At 37.9% G+C, this 19738-nt stretch carries 22 protein-coding genes; 5 read left to right on the top strand and 17 right to left on the bottom strand.

The genetic code is table 11. The features are described from left to right. Positions 1-50 precede the first annotated feature (50 nt). The 4 genes from larC to J7E81_RS05710 form a co-directional block, all read right to left on the bottom strand. Entirely contained in the window at positions 51-1301 is a 1251-nt protein-coding gene (larC, locus tag J7E81_RS05725) for a nickel pincer cofactor biosynthesis protein LarC (protein ID WP_215041133.1), read from the bottom strand. Positions 1302-1338: 37 nt separating this feature from the next. Then, a complete protein-coding gene (gene modB, locus J7E81_RS05720) occupies positions 1339-1995 on the bottom strand; it encodes a molybdate ABC transporter permease subunit (RefSeq protein ID WP_215041132.1) in 657 nt (218 codons plus the stop codon). Positions 1996-2002: 7 nt separating this feature from the next. After that, positions 2003-2260: an extracellular solute-binding protein gene (locus tag J7E81_RS05715; protein WP_215041131.1), complete on the bottom strand. Its 258-nt coding sequence runs from the start codon at positions 2258-2260 to the stop codon at positions 2003-2005. Positions 2261-2475: 215 nt separating this feature from the next. Further along, a complete protein-coding gene (locus J7E81_RS05710) occupies positions 2476-2724 on the bottom strand; it encodes a hypothetical protein (protein ID WP_215041130.1) in 249 nt (82 codons plus the stop codon). A 169-nt stretch (positions 2725-2893) separates the two neighbouring features. On the opposite strand from J7E81_RS05710, the gene J7E81_RS05705 reads away from it, so the two are divergent. After that, the gene (locus tag J7E81_RS05705) at positions 2894-4897 is read left to right on the top strand and encodes an alpha-galactosidase (protein ID WP_215041129.1); all 2004 of its coding nucleotides are present in this window, start codon (positions 2894-2896) and stop codon (positions 4895-4897) included. 84 nt (positions 4898-4981) lie between these two features. On the opposite strand, the gene J7E81_RS05700 is transcribed toward J7E81_RS05705, so the two are convergent. Beyond that, positions 4982-5779, bottom strand: coding sequence for a DUF2935 domain-containing protein (locus J7E81_RS05700; RefSeq protein WP_215041128.1), 798 nt, complete (start codon positions 5777-5779; stop codon positions 4982-4984). A 740-nt stretch (positions 5780-6519) separates the two neighbouring features. Here J7E81_RS05700 and bcaP point away from each other — a divergent pair. The 4 genes from bcaP (at position 6520) to J7E81_RS05680 (ending at position 10423) form a co-directional block, all read left to right on the top strand. Continuing rightward, positions 6520-7917 carry a branched-chain amino acid transporter BcaP gene (gene bcaP / locus J7E81_RS05695; RefSeq protein WP_215041127.1) on the top strand — a complete coding sequence of 466 codons (1398 nt, stop codon included), beginning with the start codon at positions 6520-6522 and terminating at the stop codon, positions 7915-7917. A gap of 136 nt (positions 7918-8053) precedes the next feature. Next, the gene (locus J7E81_RS05690) at positions 8054-9229 is read left to right on the top strand and encodes an ROK family protein (protein ID WP_251028439.1); all 1176 of its coding nucleotides are present in this window, start codon (positions 8054-8056) and stop codon (positions 9227-9229) included. Positions 9230-9271: 42 nt separating this feature from the next. After that, entirely contained in the window at positions 9272-9700 is a 429-nt protein-coding gene (locus J7E81_RS05685) for an EamA family transporter (protein WP_215041232.1), read from the top strand. A gap of 228 nt (positions 9701-9928) precedes the next feature. Beyond that, a complete protein-coding gene (locus J7E81_RS05680) occupies positions 9929-10423 on the top strand; it encodes a cysteine dioxygenase (protein ID WP_215041231.1) in 495 nt (164 codons plus the stop codon). 62 nt (positions 10424-10485) lie between these two features. On the opposite strand, the gene ssuE is transcribed toward J7E81_RS05680, so the two are convergent. The 12 genes from ssuE to J7E81_RS05620 all read right to left on the bottom strand — a co-directional run bounded on the left by ssuE (position 10486) and on the right by J7E81_RS05620 (position 19715). Further along, entirely contained in the window at positions 10486-11019 is a 534-nt protein-coding gene (gene ssuE / locus J7E81_RS05675; RefSeq protein WP_215041125.1) for an NADPH-dependent FMN reductase, read from the bottom strand. 21 nt (positions 11020-11040) lie between these two features. After that, the gene (locus J7E81_RS05670) at positions 11041-11262 is read right to left on the bottom strand and encodes a Fur-regulated basic protein FbpA (protein ID WP_215041124.1); all 222 of its coding nucleotides are present in this window, start codon (positions 11260-11262) and stop codon (positions 11041-11043) included. 138 nt (positions 11263-11400) lie between these two features. Continuing rightward, positions 11401-11913: a GNAT family N-acetyltransferase gene (locus tag J7E81_RS05665; RefSeq protein WP_215041123.1), complete on the bottom strand. Its 513-nt coding sequence runs from the start codon at positions 11911-11913 to the stop codon at positions 11401-11403. 36 nt (positions 11914-11949) lie between these two features. Beyond that, a complete protein-coding gene (locus J7E81_RS05660; protein ID WP_215041122.1) occupies positions 11950-12720 on the bottom strand; it encodes an amino acid ABC transporter ATP-binding protein in 771 nt (256 codons plus the stop codon). Beyond that, a complete protein-coding gene (locus J7E81_RS05655) occupies positions 12717-13427 on the bottom strand; it encodes an amino acid ABC transporter permease (RefSeq protein WP_215041121.1) in 711 nt (236 codons plus the stop codon). Before J7E81_RS05655 ends, J7E81_RS05660 begins: the two co-directional genes overlap by 4 nt. Before the next feature lie 15 nt (positions 13428-13442). Continuing rightward, entirely contained in the window at positions 13443-14150 is a 708-nt protein-coding gene (locus J7E81_RS05650; protein WP_215041120.1) for an amino acid ABC transporter permease, read from the bottom strand. A 35-nt stretch (positions 14151-14185) separates the two neighbouring features. Next, the gene (locus J7E81_RS05645; RefSeq protein WP_215041119.1) at positions 14186-15022 is read right to left on the bottom strand and encodes a transporter substrate-binding domain-containing protein; all 837 of its coding nucleotides are present in this window, start codon (positions 15020-15022) and stop codon (positions 14186-14188) included. A gap of 118 nt (positions 15023-15140) precedes the next feature. Next, positions 15141-15419 (bottom strand): glutaredoxin family protein, encoded by a 279-nt coding sequence (locus tag J7E81_RS05640; protein ID WP_215041118.1) that lies wholly within the window; start codon positions 15417-15419, stop codon positions 15141-15143. Between the two features lie 120 nt (positions 15420-15539). Beyond that, on the bottom strand, positions 15540-16874 hold the full coding sequence (locus tag J7E81_RS05635; protein WP_215041117.1) for an LLM class flavin-dependent oxidoreductase: 1335 nt from the start codon (positions 16872-16874) through the stop codon (positions 15540-15542). A 244-nt stretch (positions 16875-17118) separates the two neighbouring features. Then, a complete protein-coding gene (locus tag J7E81_RS05630; protein ID WP_215041116.1) occupies positions 17119-18129 on the bottom strand; it encodes an LLM class flavin-dependent oxidoreductase in 1011 nt (336 codons plus the stop codon). A 162-nt stretch (positions 18130-18291) separates the two neighbouring features. Then, positions 18292-18624, bottom strand: coding sequence for a hypothetical protein (locus J7E81_RS05625; RefSeq protein WP_215041115.1), 333 nt, complete (start codon positions 18622-18624; stop codon positions 18292-18294). A 188-nt stretch (positions 18625-18812) separates the two neighbouring features. Continuing rightward, positions 18813-19715, bottom strand: coding sequence for a LysR family transcriptional regulator (locus J7E81_RS05620; protein WP_215041114.1), 903 nt, complete (start codon positions 19713-19715; stop codon positions 18813-18815). Between the last annotated feature and the right edge of the window lie 23 nt (positions 19716-19738).

Here is a 19738-nt window from a genome sequence, read left to right as displayed (position 1 = left end):
ATTCTTTTTTTTCATTAACAAAAAAGGCAATCCCTTCGCAGAGATCACCTTTAATCTGTCGCTAATTTCATCGCATATTGGTAAATAAGTTGAAAGGGAACCGCATGATTCCTTGCTGCCTTTGCTACATCCTCATATTCAGGTGCTTGGTGAAGCATTTTGTTATCTCTGAATGCCTGCTTTACCTTGATGTGTCCATATGGAGTTTCCACCTCAATAAATCTTCGATCAAGAATATCACGGCTCCACATACTTCTTCGTACCCCAAGAGTGGTCGTTTCCTCTAACAAAACCTTTTCACAATCATCGGCTAGTTCCAAGGAAACTAAAACTGTAACTAGGGTGCCAGGACGATTTTTTTTCATGAAGACGGGCGTATAAAATACATCGAGCGCGCCTGCTGCTAAGAGTCGTTCCAATGTATAACCAAGCCCTTCCCCCGTCATGTCATCAAGTTGGGCTTCAATCACATAGATAGATTCCCGATGTTGATTGGACCCATCTTTACTGTGCATAAAATCGGAAGGGGTAAGGAGTAAGGCCCTGAGTACATTCGGATGATTAAAGTCTTTTTCTCCAGCTCCATAGCCAATCTCTTCGACCGTATGTCCGCCGATTGGCATAAATTTTTTTACGAGTGCCCTTAATATCCCTGCCCCTGTCGGTGTAGTCAGTTCCCCTTTAACGTTTAATTGTGCGAGGGGTATCCCTTTTAGCAATTCCATTGTAGCGGGAGCGGGGATTGGATAAAGTCCATGAGCCATCATCTTTTTCCCATAACCAGTTGGTACTGGAGAAGCATAAATATCTGCAATTTCGAGGTTTTCTAGCGCCAAGCAGACCCCGATTGTATAAATAATGGAGTCCATTGCCCCCGCCTCATGGAAATGAACCTCCTTAGGATCAATTCCATGTATCTTTCCTTCAGCTCTAGCAACTGCTTGAAAGATCGCCAGGCTGCGTTCTTTTACTCTTTTGGGGAGATTACTTTCCTCAATCAACGACAAAATCTCTTTCGCACTCCGATGTTCATGAAGATGTGCGTGGCCATGGTGGTGTTCATGATCATAGTCATTCTGTTGATGGTGGTGTTCATGATCTCCTGATGGAAAATGCATTTTCAATTTCTTTGCTGCTATACCGCATTTATCGACAGTATGTACTTCGATTTCAAAACGATCAATCGGTAATTTTCTCAACTGTTCTACTATATAGGAGGGATCTGCTCCCAGATCAATCAGAGCAGCCAATGTCATGTCCCCTGCAATACCAGAGATACAATCAAGATAAAGGTTTTTCAATTTTCGGTTCCTCCAAAGTATTTTTTAAAGCCAATTATTAGGATTTCATTAGTTGCATGCCTATTAACATAAAAAAAGAAATCCCGACTAAACACATTACCCATAACCAGGCTAAATTCATATCTCCTGCATCCATTGCCACATAGATCGCGGTTGAAACAGTTTGGGTTTTCCCTGGGATGTTACCGGCAAACATTAAAGTTGCCCCAAACTCGCCTAATGCTCTGGCAAAACTTAGAATCGTACCTGAAATGATTCCTTTTAGTGCAAGAGGAATGGAAATCGCCAGAAATAATTGTAGTTCATTCGCCCCATCCACTCGGGCTGCATTCTCGATATCTTCATCTATGCCTTCAAATCCTGCTTTGGCAGATTGATACATTAAGGGAAACGCAACAACTGTCGATGCAATCACAGCAGCCGACCAAGTAAACATAACAGGCTGCCTAAAGATTCCTTCAATCACTTGTCCAATAACACTATTTCTTCCAAACAATACAATTAACAGGAATCCTACAACAGAAGGCGGTAAGACTAATGGTAAAAGGAAGACCGTCTCAACTACAGCTTTCCCTTTGAATTTCGTCTTAGCCATCAGCTTTGCAAAAAATAACCCAAAGATTAATACCCAAACGCCAGAGACAGCGGCTACTTCAATGGACAGTTTGACTGGTGACCAAAAATCCGTTGCCATCGTAGGATTAATCTAATCCTTTAAAGTCATAGTTTATAAACGTCTTCAAAGACTTTTCCGTTTGCAGATCATCATAGAATAATTGCGCCTCTGTTGGATGGGTACTGTCTTTCATCACACCAACAGAATAAACAATCGATGCATGGGTCTTTTCATTTGCCGTTACTACAATCTTAACTTTTTTTGAACTCAAGGCGTCACTTTTATAAACAACACCTGTGTCAACATTTTGGTTTTCTACATAGGTAAGCACTTGCTTTTCCATACCTCTCTTCCTTTAAACAACTTATCATCAATTATATCTCATTATAATTAGTAATAAATACAATGGATAGCATAATACTCTATTGTTCTTATTTTATACCATTTGGTTAACTGCAGCTATATGATGGGAAACCAAGTTAATTATTTTACAAAAACAAAAACACACGATTTTCTGTTTAGGTTAAAATCGTGTGCCACTAGAATTTATTTCCTTAATTAAAGGACAAGTAAATATTGAATTTGGCCAGGCGATAGTGGTGTTATAGCGATAATGTGGTAGCCAATACTTAGCAGCTGTGATAAAGTTTCTGCACAATTTTGACGCGGTGGTTCAATTGGGGCATGAAAACTTTTATAAAGATGAATAAACTGATTATCGATTGTACAGTGAAGCAAAACAACATGTTTCCCCGTCCACGCTTGACCAATTATTGTTTGAGGTGGTATTTCCCTAAAATATCTCATCTTACTACATCCTCACTCGTTGATATTCTTAGATTATGTGAAAAATAGGTCCATTGTTCGCGTAGGAATGTATATTTGACCAATATATTGGAACATATTGTTTATTAAAATAAACAGCTTTCTATATTAGTATAGATATATATACTTTATCTATAAAGAGGAGGTTTTTATGCTTAAGAAACTATTTTCCACTATGGTCTCCTTCTCCCTTATTCTTTCAGGAATTCTTACAGTTTCAATCATAGATCCAGAGGAAACGAAAGCATCTGAATACAATAATTTGGCTGATCGGCCATTTATGGGATGGAGCAGCTGGAGCTCCATCCGTAAAGAGCCAACAGAAAAAAACATAAAAGCGGCAGCAGATATTATGGCAGCAAAATTTAAGGCACACGGTTATGAATATGTAAACCTTGATGATTATTATCAGCTTGATTGGACTTCTAACGTGGACAAATATGGCAGGTGGGTAGTTGACCCGAAGAAATTCCCTAATGGTATGAAGACGCTTGGGGATTATATACACGAAAAAGGATTGAAGTTTGGGTTGTACGTCACGCTTGGCATTCCCAAAGGGGCGTTGGATCAGAACACGCCGATCGAAGGAACACCCTACCATGCAAAAGATATTGTCGACTTTAGCAAAGGTCAGAAGGTAAGTTTTAATTTCGATAATATGTATGCGATTGATTATTCGAAGCCAGGGGCACAGGAGTATATCGATTCGTGGGCTAAACTATTTGCGTCTTATGGGGTGGATTACCTTAAAATTGATGGTGTCCGAAACGAGGATATCCCAGATATCGAGGCATGGGCTAAAGCATTGAACAAGACAGGAAGACCCATTCATCTTGAGTTATCCAATAACCTTGATATTGACCAAGTTTCAACCTGGCAGCAATTATCTAATGGCTGGCGGACGGACCATGATGTCGAAAGTTATGGAAAACCAACACTTACCGATTGGGAACATGTTTTTAGAAGATTTAATCATGCGGCAAAGTGGCAGCCTCATGCTGAACCAGGCGGCTGGAATGACTTTGACTCACTCAACGTAGCAAACGGCAGTAAGGATGGTCTAACAGCTGATGAAAAACGTTCTTATGTATCACTTTGGGCCATTGCTGCCTCCCATTTTGTGATTGGCAGTGATCTAACGAAACTGGATAACTATGGAATTAGCCTTCTTACAAATGACGAAGTGATTGGAGTCAACCAAAGTGGAGTTGCTGGGAAACGGTTATCCAAAACACCTTCCTCTCAAGTTTTTTATCAAGAATTGCCGGATGGTTCTTACAACATCAGTCTTTTTAATACTGGTTTATCGCCACTAAAAGTTTCCGTTAGATGGAAAGATTTAGGGTTCACTGGTTCAGCAATGGTACATGATCTGTGGAGCCATGAGGATCTAGGTAATAAGGAATCTGGGTTCACGGCTGCTCTTTCTAGCCATGCTTCTCAATTGATTCATGTGGTCCCTGCTTCTACCCTTACAGTCTCTCCAAAAAGTGGTGAAACCGAGGTTACCCCATCAAACGTAACATTAAGTTGGGGTGCAGAATCCGGAGTTGACAGCTATCATGTCCAGGTAGCACAAGATCCTGGCATGAAACATATTATTTTCGATCAAACAGTTTCTTCTGCTTTTTTAACGATTAAGAACCTTGCAAATGATACACGATACTACTGGAAAGTTTCATCTTTTACGAGTGAAAGCGAAAAACTGAAAGGAATTTATTCCTTCCATACCAAAAGGACAACAGCTCCCACTGCACCAGATTGGGTAATGGCAAACAAGAATAACAGTGAAACAGTTACACTTTCCTGGAATCCAACTGCTGGAGCAACATCCTACACAGTCTACCGTAAAAAGGTAAACATCCTAGGATTCAGCCGCTTCAAACTGATTGCAACAAATCTAACCACTCCAAACTTTAAAGATAAATCCGCTGTACATGATGGCAACTATTCATATGTCGTAACGGCAAAGAATGACATAGGTGAAAGTGAACAGTCGGTCGAGGTTCAAACGGATAACCACCAAGCAACCATTCAGTTGATCATTCTTTTAAGCGGATTTTTGGTGATGGTGTCTGGTGTTATCTTTATAAGGGTTATAAGAGACAAATCCAAAGCGAACTCAGTTGAAGTTCCGTTTAATAAAATCGCCTAATAAAATTAAAAAAGAGGGTCTACCAAAGTAACGTATCCGTTTTGGTATACCCTCTTTTTGGATGCAATTCTTTTAAAGACCCATCTAATCCTGTAGTCTTGGTTTGGCAGGATCACAGATTGGCGGATCTAGGCTAGCCGATTCCGCTAATTTCATCAAATAATAACATTCTTCACGAAACATATGATCTGCCATTAACGGTGCGAAGGTCCCTAATGCCTGCTTGGTTAATTCAAGTTCCTCTAGTTCAGCTAAAAAATTTTGAAATAACTTTATTTCTAACTGGCTGTCTACATTCATCTTTGATAAGGCAGGAAACGTAGTCAATCCTGTCCTTAGGTATCCAGCTAGTTCAACCGCTTTAAGATAAAAACCTTCAAAATCCTTCATAAATAAATGACTTTTTTCTTTTAATTTCTTTTCAACACCATCTAAATTGGAGGAAATTGCCTCAGAATGCCCTGCCGCATCCAATAACCATAATAGATGATGGTGCAGCTCGTGGTAGACAGGCGGTATTTGACCAGCCTGAAGGTGATTTAATATTCTTACATACTCCTCTAATTCATTAACCATATGATTGATAAAGGTCGGGGTAAGGTGAATTTTAATTTTACCAACCAGATGCTGGCTGATTAATTCTAATTTAAATTCCCGCAGATTTAAAACCGCTGACTCAGCATCAGTAGTTAATGACATCAAATCAGCAGATCTTGCACGATCTAGAAGTGTATCAAAGACTTGAATAAAAGTGGAAGCTTTTATAATTTCCTCTTCTTGGACTGGTGCCAGGGCCTCATAAATAAACCGAGAATGATCACCTAAAATTTGCAGCCAAAAACGGTGTTCAAATCGTGCTGTCCTTTCAAAGACCTCATTCATATTTATTCCTCCTCCATATTGCTACCCCCACTAATGTAAGATTTTATTCTCCTTATTAACATTTTATTAAGAAAATAGGAAGGAACGGCCAGTCCTTTTTTTAGTGCAGAACAATAAGAAACTACTTAATATAACGGTACAACAAAATACCCCAGTTAATTTAGTGTTTATCTGTAGAAAAAAAATAAGAGCCCTTCATAAGGGCCCTAAACAAATGATTTATAAGAAGCTTTTTGTTTTAGTAGTCTTAATTTCTGGTTCTTTGTTAAGATTCTCCATAATCTTGCTTTGAATACCATAATATACCTCTCCTCTCAGGGATCATGTATTTTCATGTCATTTTATAACCTAAAGCATAGATATAAGTGGCTGTGTATCTATTGTAGCAAACAAATTTTGTAAAAGAAATTTCAAAAAGTCGACTATTTATACCTGAAAGTTACAAAATCCACGTTAGATTTCCTATTCGAAAAGGAAGTTTAGGAGGTTATTCGTAGAACTTTCACTACTCTTGTCGAAATATGAATTAAAAATTTTGAATAAATATGTCAATACTGTGAACTATTAAAAGAACAATTACTTGAAGAATTTATACAATTTCTTTTGCAAGAATATTGATTTTTTTTAAAATAAATTATATTATAAGACTCGTTGATTTTCTTTCGACAAATTTTGCACTACTTTCATTGTTTATATTTTCACAATATTTTAACAAGGGAACGAAAAGAAGGGAAGTTTTTATGGAGATTTTCAGGAAAAAGTCCATAGAGGATTTAATAAACCAAGCTGAAAAAAAAGAAGGGTCCTTAAAAAAGGAGCTTGGCGCCTTTGATTTATCCATGCTTGGAATAGGAGCGATTGTCGGAACTGGGATTTTTGTTCTCACAGGAGTGGCCGCAGCCGAACATGCTGGCCCAGCCTTAATTCTATCTTTTATTTTATCAGGGCTAGTCTGTATATTCGCTGCACTATGTTATGCAGAATTCGCATCAACCGTTCCCGTATCTGGGAGTGCTTACACATACAGTTACGCAACATTCGGAGAATTCATAGCATGGATTTTAGGATGGGATTTAATTCTCGAATACGGATTTGCCAGTGCGTCGGTGGCAAGTGGCTGGTCCGGTTATTTCCAAGGGTTGATTGCAGGATTTGGGATTCACATTCCAAAAGCGATCTCTAGTGCATTTAATCCGGCGAATGGTACCTATGTGGATGTGCCGGCCATTCTAATTACGTTTGTGATAACTTTCTTATTAACAAGAGGCGTGAAACATTCTGCACGTTTTAATGCCACCATGGTCATCATTAAATTAGCAGTGGTTGTCATTTTTCTAGCTGTTGGAGCATGGTATGTGAAACCAGACAATTGGACACCTTTCATGCCATTTGGCTTTTCAGGAGTCGCATCTGGTGCTGCAACAGCGTTCTATGCCTATATCGGGTTCGATGCTGTTTCAACCGCCGCTGAGGAAGTAAAAAACCCGCAACGGAACATGCCCATTGGGATCATCGCCTCACTAATAGTTTGTACCATTTTATACGTAGCCGTTTCCGCTGTATTAACCGGGATTGTTCCATATCAATTGCTTGATGTAAAAAATCCCGTTTCATTTGCCTTAAACTATATTCACCAAGATTGGGCTGCAGGACTTATTTCCCTTGGGGCTATCGCTGGGATTACGACTGTTTTAACCGTGATGGTTTTTGGACAAACTCGGTTATTTTATGCCATCAGCCGTGATGGCTTGCTTCCTAAAATATTTTCCAAAGTTGATCAGAAAAAACAAATTCCAGTGGTGAATTCATGGATCATCTGCCTGCTTGTTTCTATTTTTTCCGGTTTGATTCCACTTGGAAAGCTGGCAGAATTAACAAATATTGGCACCTTATTTGCGTTTATGTCTGTTTCAATTGGAATTTTATATTTGCGCAAGACACAAGGAGCACCTAAACGAGGCTTCCGAGTACCGCTTGTTCCGTGGATTCCGTTAATTGCTTTTTTATCATGTGGATACCTAGTTCTTCAGCTCCCAGGCATAACCTGGATTAGCTTTTTAGTTTGGCTTGTCATAGGTTTAGTCATTTATTTCAGTTATGGAAGAAAGCATTCCAAGTTAAATAATCGAACAGCCTAACAGGAACATAAAAAGACCTTCTGTAAATATTTTCTTACAGAAGGTCTTTTTATGTAAGAACCTTGCGTTTTCCATTGTATTATAAGATATAATGCTTATATAAAGTAATTCTAACTTAATTGAGCCGCTATACTAAATGAGGTGTTTAGAAGTGATAACTGCTGATCAGATGCTAGTCAAAAAAATAAATCAAAAGCTTATATTAAATGAAATCGTGTCCAACTCCCCTATTTCAAGAGCAAAATTATCTGAAACCATTGGTTTAAATAAATCGACTGTTTCTTCCCAGGTAACCACCTTAATTGAAAAAAATCTTATTTTCGAAATTGGACAAGGGCAATCAAGCGGAGGAAGAAAACCTGTGATGTTGGTATTCAATAAAAATGCAGGTTATTCTATCGGGATTGATATTGGTGTCGATTATCTCAATTGTATATTAACGGACTTAAAAGGAAATATTGTTCTGGAAGATTATCAGAAATTAGTTAACCAGTCCTCTGAAGATTTGAAGGATGTCTTATTCTTAAAAATTAATAACTTAAAAGCAAAAATGCCTGAATCTCCGTACGGGCTAATAGGGATCGGGTTATGTATCCCTGGACTTGTCAATACTGAGCAAAAAGTCATCTTCACTCCTAACTTGGAATGGAATTATGAATTAGACTTAAAACCTCTAATCGAACAGGAATTTAACGTACCTGTCTTTTTAGAGAATGAGGCCAATGCCGGAGCTTACGGTGAAAAAGAGTATGGAGCTGCGAAAAACTACGAAAACCTAGTTTACGTAAGCGTTCATACAGGTATTGGAGTCGGCATTATCATTAATAATGAACTTTATCATGGAGTCCGAGGTTTTGCTGGAGAAATGGGCCATTTAACGATTGACCTGAATGGGCTCAAATGCAGTTGTGGAAATCGGGGCTGCTGGGAGTTATATGCTTCCGAGAAAGCTTTAATGAAATCATTATCGAAAAATCTACAAGGCAAACTATCTAATCGGGAGATCATTTCTCTCGCTGACCAAAATAACCCAGACATTCTAACGGCACTTCAAAAATTTGGTTTTTACTTAGGGATTGGATTAACAAGCATATTAAATACCTTTAATCCCCAAGCCGTTATCATCCGAAACAATATTGTTGAGGCTTTACCAATGGTATTAAACTCAATCAAAAATTCGGTGGCATCAAGAACCTACCAACAACTTGAAAATAGTTACGAACTAGTAACCTCATCCTTAGGTAAAAACGCCCCCGCCTTAGGGGCAAGCTCCATTGCAATTGGGAATTTTTTAGAAATGTTTACTGCCTAATAGTTCGCATAAAAATCAAATTAAAACTGGGAAGATGGTGTCATTATGTCATGGTTGATATTTGCGATTCTATCTGCAGTTTCAGCAGCGTTAGTTTCTATTTTTGGAAAAATCGGCTTACAAAATATTGACGCGAATACGGCCACCGCCATTCGTTCTGTCATAATGGCGCTCTTTTTAATTGGGGTTGTTAGTGTACAGGGGAATTTGGGCAAAATCCCGGAGATTATCGGACAAAGAAAAGCCTTGCTGTTTATTGTTCTTAGTGGTTTAGCCGGTGCCACTTCTTGGTTGTTTTACTTTTTAGCCTTAAAAACTGGAAAAGTATCACAGGTGGGTCCAATTGATAAACTAAGTGTCGTTATTGCGACCGTTTTAGCGATTATCTTTTTTGGAGAGAAACTTAGCCTCGTTAACGGAGTCGGGGTAGCATTAATTGCCATTGGGGTTATTTTAACTGCGCTTCAATAAAGTTAAATCTAAATAAATAATCACAAAGTTGAAAAAGAGCATGAATAAAAAAGCTTGTCTACATAAAACCACTAGTGAACGCTCACTTTGTGGTTTTATTTTTTTTCTCCGGTTTTATATGGGCATTTGCCGTCTCTTTTGACATGTTAGGTAAATATCATGTCAGAAAGGTCAGTTAATCTTGACTATTTGAATCAACATTCAGAAGAATTTGAGGAGGATTTATACATGGAGCTGCTCGCTTGTATTCATCAACAATTAGGTAAGTTAACAAGTCCTACACTTAAGGAGTTAGAAACTTCCTTAAAAAGGATTTCAAATATTTATGAATTAGTCCAACCCTTTATTACCGATCCAGACCAGTTTTCATATGGGAGGAATGTAATTTATTTAAACGAAAATTTAGAAGTGATCGTAATAAATCTCCCTCCACATGTAGAAACGGCCATCCATGATCATGGTAATTCGATTGGTTGCGCAATGGTTGTCGAAGGAAAACTGCTTAATTCCATTTACCGTAACAACGAGAATCAAACTGAACGAGCTGCTGCCTATTTTGTTCAAAAAGGAGATTGTCTTTTCGCACCTCAGGGGTTGATCCATAAAATGAGTAATCTTCAAGATGAACGGATGATTTCACTCCATGTCTACTCCCCTCCACTTCTTAATATGTCTAGTTATCAAGAACAAGCAGCAAGCGATATCTTACCTGACGTTGTATAAAAGTTGTCAGATCTAAAAGAGGCAAATTCTCACTTGCCTCTTTTGGGTCTAAATTAATAACTTCATACAGTTAATAAGGATGGTTTAATACTAGTTAATAAAGAACTTAAGCGACTTTTGGCCACAGAGTCTAATTCGTAACGATTATTTTCTAATTTTTTGATTTGACTATCTAATATAAAGGCTCCTTTTAAAATATGAGTTGCTCCTAAAGCTGTCAGAACCGGTTTTAAGGAATAATCAATCATTAATAAGTGCCCAAACGTGCCACCGACAGCAATGGGTAAAATGGTTTTCCCATCTAGACCACTTTGCGGGAGAAGATCTAGGTAAGTTTTCAAAACACCAGAGAATGAAGCTTTATAGACCGGAGTTAATATGACGATAATGTTCGCATCCTCCACTTTTTTATTTGCCTCGATAATTTCTTTCGAATCAAACTTCGCTTGAATTAAATCCTCTGATGGAAGATGGCGGACATTTATAATTTCAGGTACAATCCCATTCCCATTAAAATGATTGAATACCTCGTGTTGAACTCCATTTAGTCTTGTTACCTCTGTAGGACTTCCAGAAATTATTGTTACTTTGCTCATTGTTAATCGTCCTTTCTTCTATTATATATGGATGAATTTCGATTTCTTATTGATTATTTTTAGGGAACCTAAATTACAATGTGGATGTTGAATCGCTTTGAATGCTTTATACTCATTTTCTAGTTCGGTTAGTGATAATTCAAATAGGTGTTTATCTTCTTTCTTATATACATTAAAGGCAATTAGTTTATCGATTAACTTTTTACGCTTATTTTCAACAGCGTCTCGAAGAATATTCCCCACCCGAATCACTCCAATTTATGAAATTAGGTATAAATGAAACGTTTTTCGTTTGGATCATAGACTTTTATAAATATAAGCTAGCAAAATCAGCGCTCTAGTAATTCTTGCGCACTTCCATATAAGAAATATGCTGCTTTTTTATAAATCATATCGATAGCATTTTACCAAAATATCATGATTATAAAATTCTTTGGTATGATCACGCTTGAAGCCAAACCATTCATACAAGCGGATCGCCTTATGCATTTTATCACCTGTGTGCAAATACAACTGGTTTGCTCCTTGCGACTTTGCAAACTGAAGACTAACATTTATTAATGCTTGTGCTATGCCCTGTCCCCGTGCTTCCGGATGAACAGCCAATAATCGGATCACGGGTGAGGAAATCTGTAATTCAGGCTTTTGATAGGCCTTATCTGATGAAAGAAATAACTGTAAGGTCCCAAGAATTTGATCCTCACTTTTGGCAATTAGGATTTTTTCGACGTCTGGATTATCAACCGATGCCTTGATATTTCTTAAATACTCCTCCCAAACTTGAGCGGATTGATATTCATGCTCATACTGTTGATAACTCTCCACTAATAATTGCCGAACGGTTTCTTTTTCTTCTTCTTTTAATTCATCTATCATAATTTGATTAATCGCCATCGTCATTATCACCCTTCCAAAAAATAAATTTGGCTTTTAATTAATCTGCTGTTTTAACGGTGTAAACAAGGATTCACCTGAAATTCGTTGTAAAAATCGACGTGTCCGTTCTTCCTTTGGTGCATGGAATATCTCTACCGGAGTTCCTTCCTCTACTATTACTCCCCCATCCATAAACAAAACACGGTCAGACACTTCTCTCGCAAAACTCATTTCATGTGTAACGACTACCATCGTAATGCCTTCTTGAGCTATTTCTTTAATGACGGAAAGCACTTCTCCAACTAATTCAGGATCTAAGGCCGATGTCGGTTCATCAAATAAAATGACTTCTGGATTTAATGCTAATGCTCTAGCAATCCCTACCCTCTGCTGCTGACCACCTGATAATTGCGACGGATAAAAATGTAATTTATCACTGAGACCCACTTTTTCCAATACTTGTTCACTTAGAATTCTGGCATCCTTTTTCTTTACTTTTTTTGCAACAATTAGTCCTTCCATTACGTTTTCTACCACTGATTTATGAGCAAATAAATTATAATGTTGAAAGACCATAGCAGATTGCTTTCTGATCGACAACATTTCCTTTTTCGTTGCCTTAATTGTATTGACCTGAGTATTTCCAATTTGCACAATACCGGCTTCGGGTCTTTCTAAGAAATTTAAGCAGCGAAGTAACGTTGTTTTCCCTGAACCACTTGGGCCAAGAATCGTCACCACCTCACCACGATTTATTTTGAGATTAATCCCTTTTAACACGGGTAGGTTGTTAAATGATTTTTTTATTTCTTTTAAAATAATCATGCGACGCCTCCTCGATTATACGATGTCACCCTTTTTTCAAGTAATAACGAAATTCCCTCAACTATAATCGTTAGTCCCCAATAGATAATTCCTGCCGCGATAAAGGCCTCTAAAAATTTCAAGTTAGTGGAAGCCACAATATTAGCAGCACCTGTCAATTCTTTTTCTGATACAAGAAAGGCTATCGACGAAGTGTGCAAAAATCCCACAAAAATATTGGTGAAATTTGGGATAGACTGTGCCAACGCCTGTGGCAGGATGATTCGAAACATCGCTTGAAGTTTCGTCATCCCCACCGAATAAGCAGCTTCCAATTGACCAGCCGAAACACTAATAATCCCAGAGCGGATAATTTCTGATAAATAGGCACCTGCTGCTAATGACAGAGCAGTTAAAACAAACAAAATAATCGGGATTTTGCTAGATTGTATATTGAATGAAAACTTTAACGATACTTGGTCTATTAATAAGGGAATTCCATAATAAATGACCATGATATGCATAATAATGGGAGTTCCTCTAAAGAAGGAAACATAGCCATTTGCTGCCCGGTATAGAAACCTCGTTTGATAAATCCTGACGAATGCAACCACCATTCCGATTAAAAAGCCTACTAATAAGGGAACAATCGTTAAGATAAGTGTAATGGGAAGAGATTTAATAATTTCTTTAAGAGCAGTCCATATAAAAGGAAGATCGAATGTCATGTATACCCCTCCTTACTAAGCGGCAGCTGATAAATCAGCTTTCTGATAACGATTGAAATATTTTTCTAGTTTACTAAATATCTTTTCAAACAATAAAACCACTGCATAATAGATAATAGACAAGGATATGTACACTTCCAAAGCATGAGCGGTTGCTGAAATCAGCGTATCTCCTCTGCCGACTATATCCATCACCCCAAGTGTAAAAGCAAGCGAAGTGTCCTTTAAAGATCCAATCACTGAGTTTGCCAGATTTGGAAACGCAATCCGCATGGCCTGTGGTATAACGATTCGAAAGAAGTTTTGAGTGCTGGTCATTCCTACTGAGTAGGCGGCTTCCGTCTGCCCTTTATCTACAGCGCGAATGGCACTTCTAAAAATTTCTGAAAATCCTGCTCCATTACTAATTGCATACGTAATAATCACAAAGTAAATGGCCTCTAGTTTAGAGATATCAATAGTAACCATCATCAGAACGGCGGGTAAGCCATAAAAAACCAGAAATAATTGGATTAAAATCGGGGTCCCGCGAATAAACGAAACATATAAAATGACCAGTTGATTTAAGACAGGAATTTTAAACAGCCTCGGTATAGCGGCTGCTACACCGAGGATCAATCCTAGAAAAATAGATGCTGCTAAAATCTCAAGAGTTACCCCTAGATAATGCAGTAGTGTTGGTAAAAACTCAATAATTAATAAAGGATCAAACGCTTTGCCCATTGGTAACCAACCTCCAAACAATAACAATCTATGATTTAAAAGTTGACGGTATAGTCAGCTCCTAACCATTTTTTACTTAATTCGCCAACAACCCCTTCTTTTTTCAACTCAACCAGTGCTTCGTCAATTCTCTTTTGTAGTGGTGTTTCATCTTTTCTAAGCAGGAAATAAACTTTTGAATTTAAGAGTGGTTCACCGACTACTTTTTCTTGAGCATCCACTTGCTTATTAAGGAAATCCACTGAAAATGGTGTCGTAATGGTGGCATCTGCTCTGCCGGTTTTGATTTGATTAATCGTAGAATCTGGCCCATTTCCTGCATAAACAATTTGTATACCTGCGTTATGTTCCTTATTATACTTTTCAATAAATACAGCTGAGTTACTTGTCGGACTTACGATAACCTTTTTCCCTTTTAAATCTTTAATGGAATTAATTTCATTGTTATCTTGTTTTACTGTTACATGAAGAGGAAAAATATTATACGGTTCGCTATTAAAAAGAAACTTCTTTTGTCGTTCTTCATTGACTTCCATCTGGTGGGCAATAAAATCGATCTTATTGGTTTCTAAGCTGATTAACAGGTTGGAAAACTCCATTGTTTTAAACTCAAATTTGTACTCTGGCAGTTTTTTATCTATTTTTCTAACTAGTTCCACATCATAACCGGTTAACTTTCCATCTTTATCGATAAAGCAGACATTTGGAAACTGTGTACCTGTTCCCACAATTATTTTTTGTACTTTAGTTTCTCCTTTAGCTATATTCGAGCTTGCTTTGGAGGTTTTGCTTGTTTCTTGTGACGAGCATGCCCCCGCCACTAGTGCAGTTGCTAGCGTTAACGTTAATAGAAATAGTTTTTTAACTTTCATTATGATCCACCCTTTATTCTCATTTTTCCCCAACTATTTTCAAAGTTACTAGCGTTGCTGTACTATGTAGTGCATCCTAATACCCCTTAAACTAGTAAACATATGAATTTAGTTGGAATTAGGTTAGACTATTTTGCTTTTGAAATTTTTCAAGTACTTCTTCAAGATGTTCGATTCCCACTTTCGTTACCCCTTCATACACTTCACCTTGACCAATTTCAACGACAGGCACATGACGAACACCATACTTAATTTCCAGAATATCTCTACTCTCATCATGATGTGTGACATCAATGGTTTTATACTTTATTTCTTTATCATCTAAATATTGTTTTACTTCTCTGCAATAATGACATCCTTCTTTAGCCCAAACCACAACTGATAATTCTTTACTCATCTTAAATTTCTCCATTCATGTTTTATTTTTAACAAATAGGCTCCCCACTTAAGATTTATCATCTTAATATAGAGAGCCTCTAGTTGACTAGCCGGCATATAGACTGATTGTATTTACTATTCAATGCGTTACCACCGTATTCGTATAACGGTTTTCTGGAAAAGGAATTCCAAGATTACCTCGTAAGGTTTCAGCCTCGTATTCCGTTCTAAATAGCCCTCGTTTTTGCAGAATCGGCACGACAAAGTCTACAAAATCATTCAATCCATTTGGAACAGCTGAACCAATAATAAATCCATCAGCTCCACCTGCTTCAAACCATTCCTGGATAAGATCCGCTACTTTTTCCGGTGTTCCAAGAAAAGCAGGTTTTGGCGTTGTCTCTCTTAAAGCAACTTGGCGAAGCGTTAAATTTTCTTCTTTCGATTGCCGTTTAATTCGATCAGTATGACTTTGGAAACTATTCTTTCCTAAGTCCCCTAGGTCTGGAAATGGTTCATCCAGCGGATATTGTGAGAAATCATGATGCTCGAAATATCGGCCCAGATAGTCAAGTGCTTTATCAATTGATACCAGATTTGCGATTTCTTGATATTTTCTTTCTGCTTCTTCTTCTGTAGCAGCAATAATGGGTGAGACCCCTGGAAGGATGACGAGCTCATCTGGATTACGTCCGTTATCTTTTGCTCTCGCTTTAACATCCCGATAAAATGCTGTAGCGGCTTCTAATGTTGGATGTCCTGTAAAGATCGCATCAGCTTCTTTAGCTGCAAGGTCTTTTCCTGCCTCTGAAGAACCTGCTTGAAATACGACCGGTCTGCCTTGCTTCGATCTGCCGATATTAAGTGGTCCTTGTACGGAGAAAAACTCCCCTCTGTGATTTAATGGATGCAATTTATCTGGATCAAAAAACACGCCTGTTTCTTTATCCCGAACAAATGCATCGTCTTCCCAAGAATCCCAAAGCCCTTTCGCGACCTGCAAATATTCAGCTGCAATACGGTACCTTTTTCCATGGTCGGGATGTTCTTCAATCGTTTTACTAAAATTTAAAGCCGTTTTTTCCAGTGGTGAAGTAACAACATTCCAGCCGGCCCGGCCATGACTGATATGATCAAGGGACGAAAACTGCCTTGCCACATTGAACGGTTCGCTATAGGAAGTGGATAGTGTCCCTACGAGACCAATTCTTGAGGTGACAGCAGCAAGAGCTGATAAAATCGTTAGTGGTTCAAACCGATTTAAAAAGTGTGGAATGGATTTCTCATTAATGTGCAAGCCATCTGCGATAAAGACTAAGTCGAATTTTCCTTCTTCAGCCTTCTGCGCCTGATTGGAGTAAAAATCAAAACTTACACTTGCATCTGCTTGAATAGCAGGATGCCTCCATCCAGCAATATTTCCGCCAGCTCCATGAATAATTGCCCCAAATTTCAATTTTTTTGGATTTGACATTGAAGTTCCTCCTTTTTTACATTTAATTCTTAGTTATTTGATAGGAATACTTTTGTTGTGGATTATCCTATCACGGATAGAGGTGCGTTTCTATACTTTCACTGATAGAAAAACATATAGTTTATATAGATAAATTCTATCGAAATACAGTTAAATTCATTGAAATTAATTAAACTTATCGAATTAGTAGGATTTAAAGGGAACGATGGCTGTATTTTTAAAAAAATAAGCAATCTTTGAATCCTTATCTGTTTAGCGGCTGAACAGTTGTTATACCTAGTGGGCTTAACAACTGAAAGGATTGAAACCTCTCTGCTTCTCGTTCAATAGGTGTATGTATGATGAATTCATCGACCTGGTAGGTTTTTTGAAGTTGACTTAAAACTTCCGTTACATAACCCGGTGTTCCCGCAATAATGTCTGCTTCTTGTTCCGTGATTTCATATGGCTCCCCTGATTGCTTTCCAAAAACCTCTGCTTGTTCAATGGATTGTACCGTAACCGAACGTCCACTCTGGAGATGAACTTTGACTATTTTCCTGTCCCCCACCAATTGTTCTGCTTCTGTTTGAGTAGGCGCCGCAATAACAGCTAGTGAAACAATAAATCTTCCATTAGGGAATCCTGCCCGATACTGATTGGCTGCACTCTCAAGGACCCGGTCATCACTATTGATAAATTTAGCAAAAACAAATGATATTCCCAATTCAGCAGCAAGCCGAGCACTGGTTGCACTAGCCCCAAGCAGAAATATTTCAGGTTTTTCCTGAGGAATTGGGGTTGCTTGGATTCCCGCAAGCGGATCTGCGCTATCAACCGAGTTTTCAATTAAGTCTACTAAAAAGGAGAGCCGATCTGAAATGTCTTTCCCATCATTGACTGTTCCATACTGTAAGGCTTTTGTTGACAGTGGAAGACCGCCTGGTGCTTTCCCAATCCCCAGGTCAACTCTTCCAGGTGCAAGGTTTGATAAGACATGGAAGTTTTCAGCCACCTTATATGGACTGTAGTGCTGAAGCATCACCCCACCTGAGCCAACTTGGATGGTCTTGGTTTGTGCCAATAAATAGGATATTAATACTTCTGGCGATGATCCTGCTAATTGTTCTGCATTATGATGTTCTGATACCCAGAAACGTGTATAGCCCCATTCTTCTGCTTTTTGAGCTAGTAATACGGTTTGTTGCAATGCATGTGAAGCAGTAGTACCTGGGAATATTGGACTCTGATCCAGTATACTTAACTTATAACTCATTTACGTTCCCTCCGTTTTATTCCGACTTTACCAACCAGATAAGTTGGTTTTTGATTTATTGTTGTTTATCCTATCATCGGAAATAAGGAACTGGCAATAGTTTCACTGATAGGAAATTATCAATTTTTGATTAAAAAAATCTATCAATAATGTTAATTAAATCTAACCGTTATCCATGATAAAATCATTTAGCTTTTTGGTAAGACCTCCATGACCAAATCGAATAAATTTAGATGAATATGGTTCATTTAACTGATCTTTAACAGAATCTAAGAATGCTAATAACTGAATTCTGCGGGAATAGATATTAACGACCCCATATTCGTAAAACCATTGATCAATCGTATTGTATATCCCTCGATTCACCCTGAATTGCTGATTACACCAATTAAAAAACTGTAAATCAGGCATATTAAGATAGTTATATGCTGCAAAGGAGTTTTGCTTTTTGGATTTTAACAATGGGCTTACATCATATATATTTTGTGTTTTCATACTTTCTTGCCTCCCTTAATAACCAATAACCAAGAATACACACTTGAATAGTCGGAATTTAAATACTATTTTGCCACTATTCATCTAGAATACTGATTTGTTCTTTCATGAGATTAATCCTATCAGGGAAAAGATGGATCCCGCAATACGTTAGATGATAGAAAAAATTTATCAATTCATCGGGAAATTTAATTTATAGCGAGATAACGGTAATTTTCAAATTCTTTAACGGACTCAAGGATATCTTCCCAGACCAGCGAATGTGTGAATCCATTGTGTAAATGGGCTACAAAAATAGGCAGATTAATTTCTAGAATATGTGACACATCGATTTCAATAAGGTCTCCCCGCTGCAGTTCCTCTTTAATACTTAAGGATGGTAAAAATCCAATGCCATTTTTACTTAGAATAATAGATTTAGCTACCTCAAGATGGTCCACAAGAAATTCTATCTTTGGTTCAATATTGGCCACTTCAAATAAATGATACACACGATTCCAGTCAAAAGATCCACATTCAAAAAATACCATTGGTTCATTTGCAATTTGCTGAAAAGAGATTTTCTCTTGAAATTGCAAAGAGTGCCCGGGATAAACAACTAATTTAAGTGAATTATCGAGAAACTCTTGCTTTTGTATCCCCCGATGCGAAACATCCTTCATGAAGGCGATATCCACTTGCTTCTGCAGCAATTTTTCAAGCAGTACCTCATTTGGAGCTGAGATAAATTTAAACCGCAACTCTGGATGCGCTTTTTTTAAAAGAGGAAGGGCAAACGGCATAAAATACTGTGAGGTAATGAGATTCGCCCCAATAACTAGCTCCTCGGGATGGTCTTCCTTTTTTAGCAGCTTCTTCCCTTGTTGATACGTATGAATAATTTGTTCTGCATATGGGATAAACGTTTTTCCCTCCCCCGATAAGGTCAAGCTTCTTCCCTTCCGTAAAAATAAATCGATGCCCAAGTCCTGTTCTAATGTTTTAATCCTAGCTGTAACAGTTGGCTGTGATAAATAAAGTGCTTCCGCTGCTTTATGAATACTTTCCAAATGAACGACATACATAAACGCTTCAAGGTGATCAATATTCACAACAATTCCCCCTTTTTGACTTC

This window comes from Bacillus sp. ISL-18, from assembly GCF_018613415.1.
Taxonomy (GTDB): Bacteria; Bacillota; Bacilli; order Bacillales; family Cytobacillaceae; genus Neobacillus.
This window is presented reverse-complemented; position numbering and strand designations above follow the sequence as displayed.